The organism is Faecalimonas canis, assembly GCF_054601575.1.
This window is the reverse complement of the sequence record NZ_BAAHSI010000019.1, coordinates 1,495-4,619: the sequence shown is the minus strand read 5'-3', so window position 1 is coordinate 4,619 and position 3,125 is coordinate 1,495. Positions and strand designations below refer to the sequence as shown.

Here is a 3,125-nt window from a genome sequence, read left to right as displayed (position 1 = left end):
TACCTTCAAAACCACACACAAGAAATGTCATCCGTTTATCACCTATTCCTAACTGGTTATGCCCTCGACCGATTAGTAACAGTCAGCTCCATGTGTTACCACACTTCCACCTCTGCCCTATCTACCTCGTCGTCTTCAAGGGGTCTTACTAACTTGACGTTATGGGATATCTCATCTTGAGGGGGGCTTCACGCTTAGATGCCTTCAGCGTTTATCCCTTCCCGGCTTGGCTACTCTGCCATGCTCTTGGTAGAACAACAGATACACCAGCGGCCAGTCCACCCCGGTCCTCTCGTACTAAGGGCAGCTCCTCTCAAATATCCTACGCCCACGCCGGATAGGGACCGAACTGTCTCACGACGTTCTGAACCCAGCTCGCGTACCGCTTTAATGGGCGAACAGCCCAACCCTTGGGACCTACTTCAGCCCCAGGATGCGATGAGCCGACATCGAGGTGCCAAACCACTCCGTCGATGTGAACTCTTGGGAGTGATAAGCCTGTTATCCCCAGGGTAGCTTTTATCCGTTGAGCGATGGCAATCCCACTTTATACCACCGGATCACTAAGTCCTACTTTCGTACCTGCTCCACCCGTCAGTGTCGCAGTCAAGCTCCCTTCTGCCTTTGCACTCTTCGAATGGTTTCCGACCATTCTGAGGGAACCTTTGAGCGCCTCCGATACCCTTTCGGAGGCGACCGCCCCAGTCAAACTCCCCACCTGACATTGTCCCCCGACCTGATTAAGGCCGCTGGTTAGAAATCCAGTACTGCAAGGGTGGTATCCCAACAGCGACTCCGCATCTACTGGCGTAAATGCCTCTCAGTCTCCCACCTATCCTGTACATACAATACCGAATCCCAGTATCAAGCTGGAGTAAAGCTCCATGGGGTCTTTCCGTCCTGGCGCAGGTAACCAGCATCTTCACTGGTATTTCAATTTCACCGGGTGCATTGTTGAGACAGTGCCCAAATCATTACGCCTTTCGTGCGGGTCGGAACTTACCCGACAAGGAATTTCGCTACCTTAGGACCGTTATAGTTACGGCCGCCGTTTACTGGGGCTTAAGTTCAAAGCTTCGCTTGCGCTAACCTCTCCCCTTAACCTTCCAGCACCGGGCAGGCGTCAGCCCATATACTTCACCTTTCGGTTTTGCATAGACCTGTGTTTTTGCTAAACAGTTGCTTGGGCCAATTCTCTGCGGCCATATTTCTATGGCACTCCTTCTCCCGAAGTTACGGAGTCATTTTGCCGAGTTCCTTAACAATGCTTCTCCCGTCGGCCTTAGGATTCTCTCCTCATCCACCTGTGTCGGTTTACGGTACGGGTATGATACAAACAATAGCGGCTTTTCTTGACGCATGGCTCACACACTTCCCTACTTTATTTCGGTCCGCTTCACGCCTTTGGATTGATGTACGGATTTGCCAATACATCTCCTACTTCGCTTGCTCCGGTCTTTCCATTCCCGGATTGTGCTTTCCTTACGTGTCCCCACAGTTCTGTTATATCATAGTACAGGAATTTCAACCTGTTATCCATCGACTACGTCTTTCGACCTCGCCTTAGGCCCCGACTTACCCAGAGCAGATCAGCTTTACTCTGGAAACCTTAGATATTCGGCCGGAAGGATTCTCACCTTCCTCTCGCTACTCATTCCGGCATTCTCTCTTCTTAAAAATCCACTGCTCCTTCCGGTACAGCTTCTTCTCTTTAAGAATGCTCCTCTACCAATCAACATTCATTGATTCCACGGCTTCGGTAGTGTGTTTCAGCCCCGGACATTTTCGGCGCAGGACCTCTCGACTAGTGAGCTATTACGCACTCTTTGAATGTATGGCTGCTTCTAAGCCAACATCCTAGTTGTCTTCGAAATCCCACATCCTTTTCCACTTAACACACATTTTGGGACCTTAGCCGGTGGTCTGGGCTCTTTCCCTTTCGACTATCCAACTTATCTCGTATAGTCTGACTCCCATACATCATCTACGCGGCATTCGGAGTTTGATATTCTTCGGTAAGCTTTGACGCCCCCTAGGAAATTCAGTGCTCTACCTCCGCAAGACTTGTATGAGGCTAGCCCTAAAGCTATTTCGAGGAGAACCAGCTATCTCCGGGTTCGATTGGAATTTCTCCCCTACCCACACCTCATCGCCACCCTTTTCAACGGATGTGCGTTCGGTCCTCCATTGCCTTTTACGGCAACTTCAACCTGGACATGGGTAGATCACCCGGTTTCGGGTCTACTCCGACTGACTTGACGCCCTATTAAGACTTGGTTTCCCTTCGGCTCCGGACCTTTAGTCCTTAACCTCGCCAGCCAGCGTAACTCGCCGGACCGTTCTACAAAAAGTACGCGGTTCATCTAATAATGATGTTCCACAGCTTGTAAACATATGGTTTCAGGTTCTCTTTCACTCCCCTCCCGGGGTCCTTTTCACCTTTCCTTCACAGTACTATGCGCTATCGGTCACTAAGGAGTATTTAGCCTTACGGGGTGGTCCCCGCTCATTCCCACAAGGTTTCTCGTGTCTCGTGGTACTCTGGATACTGCCATGCTCGCTCGACTTTCATGTACGGGGCTTTCACCCTCTCTGGCAGGCTTTCCCAAAACCTTTCCATTAGTCTTACTCGTCATTTCCGCAGTCCGAACCCCGAAATGCACGCATTTCGGTTTGGGCTCTTCCGCTTTCGCTCGCCGCTACTCACAGAATCGATGTTTCTTTCTCTTCCTCCGGCTACTTAGATGTTTCAGTTCACCGGGTTCCCTCTGCATGACTATAGATTCACCATGCAGTGACGGAGGTTTGCTCCGCCGGGTTTCCCCATTCAGATATCTCCGGATCTTAGGATATTTGCTCCTCCCCGAAGCTTTTCGCAGCTTATCACGTCTTTCATCGGCTCTTAGTGCCAAGGCATCCACCATACGCTCTTTCTAGCATAACCAACTCGCTTCCGTTCCGGGTAGAACTTCCGCTTCACATATCTAGCGTGATATGTGTTGGTATAGGTTTCATTTTTTCTCTTCGTTTTCTCGAAGTGTTAATGTTTTTTTACATTACCTCGGATGTCTTATCTCTATTTCTATAAGATATTTCTTTCTTGTATGCAGTTTTCAAGGTACATT

The 3,125-nt window shown here is 49.8% G+C and carries 1 rRNA gene; it reads right to left on the bottom strand.

What is annotated here, in order from left to right:
• Window positions 1–52 precede the first annotated feature (52 nt).
• A 23S ribosomal RNA gene (locus tag ACYPXO_RS06000) occupies window positions 53–2,944 on the bottom strand.
• Between the last annotated feature and the right edge of the window lie 181 nt (window positions 2,945–3,125).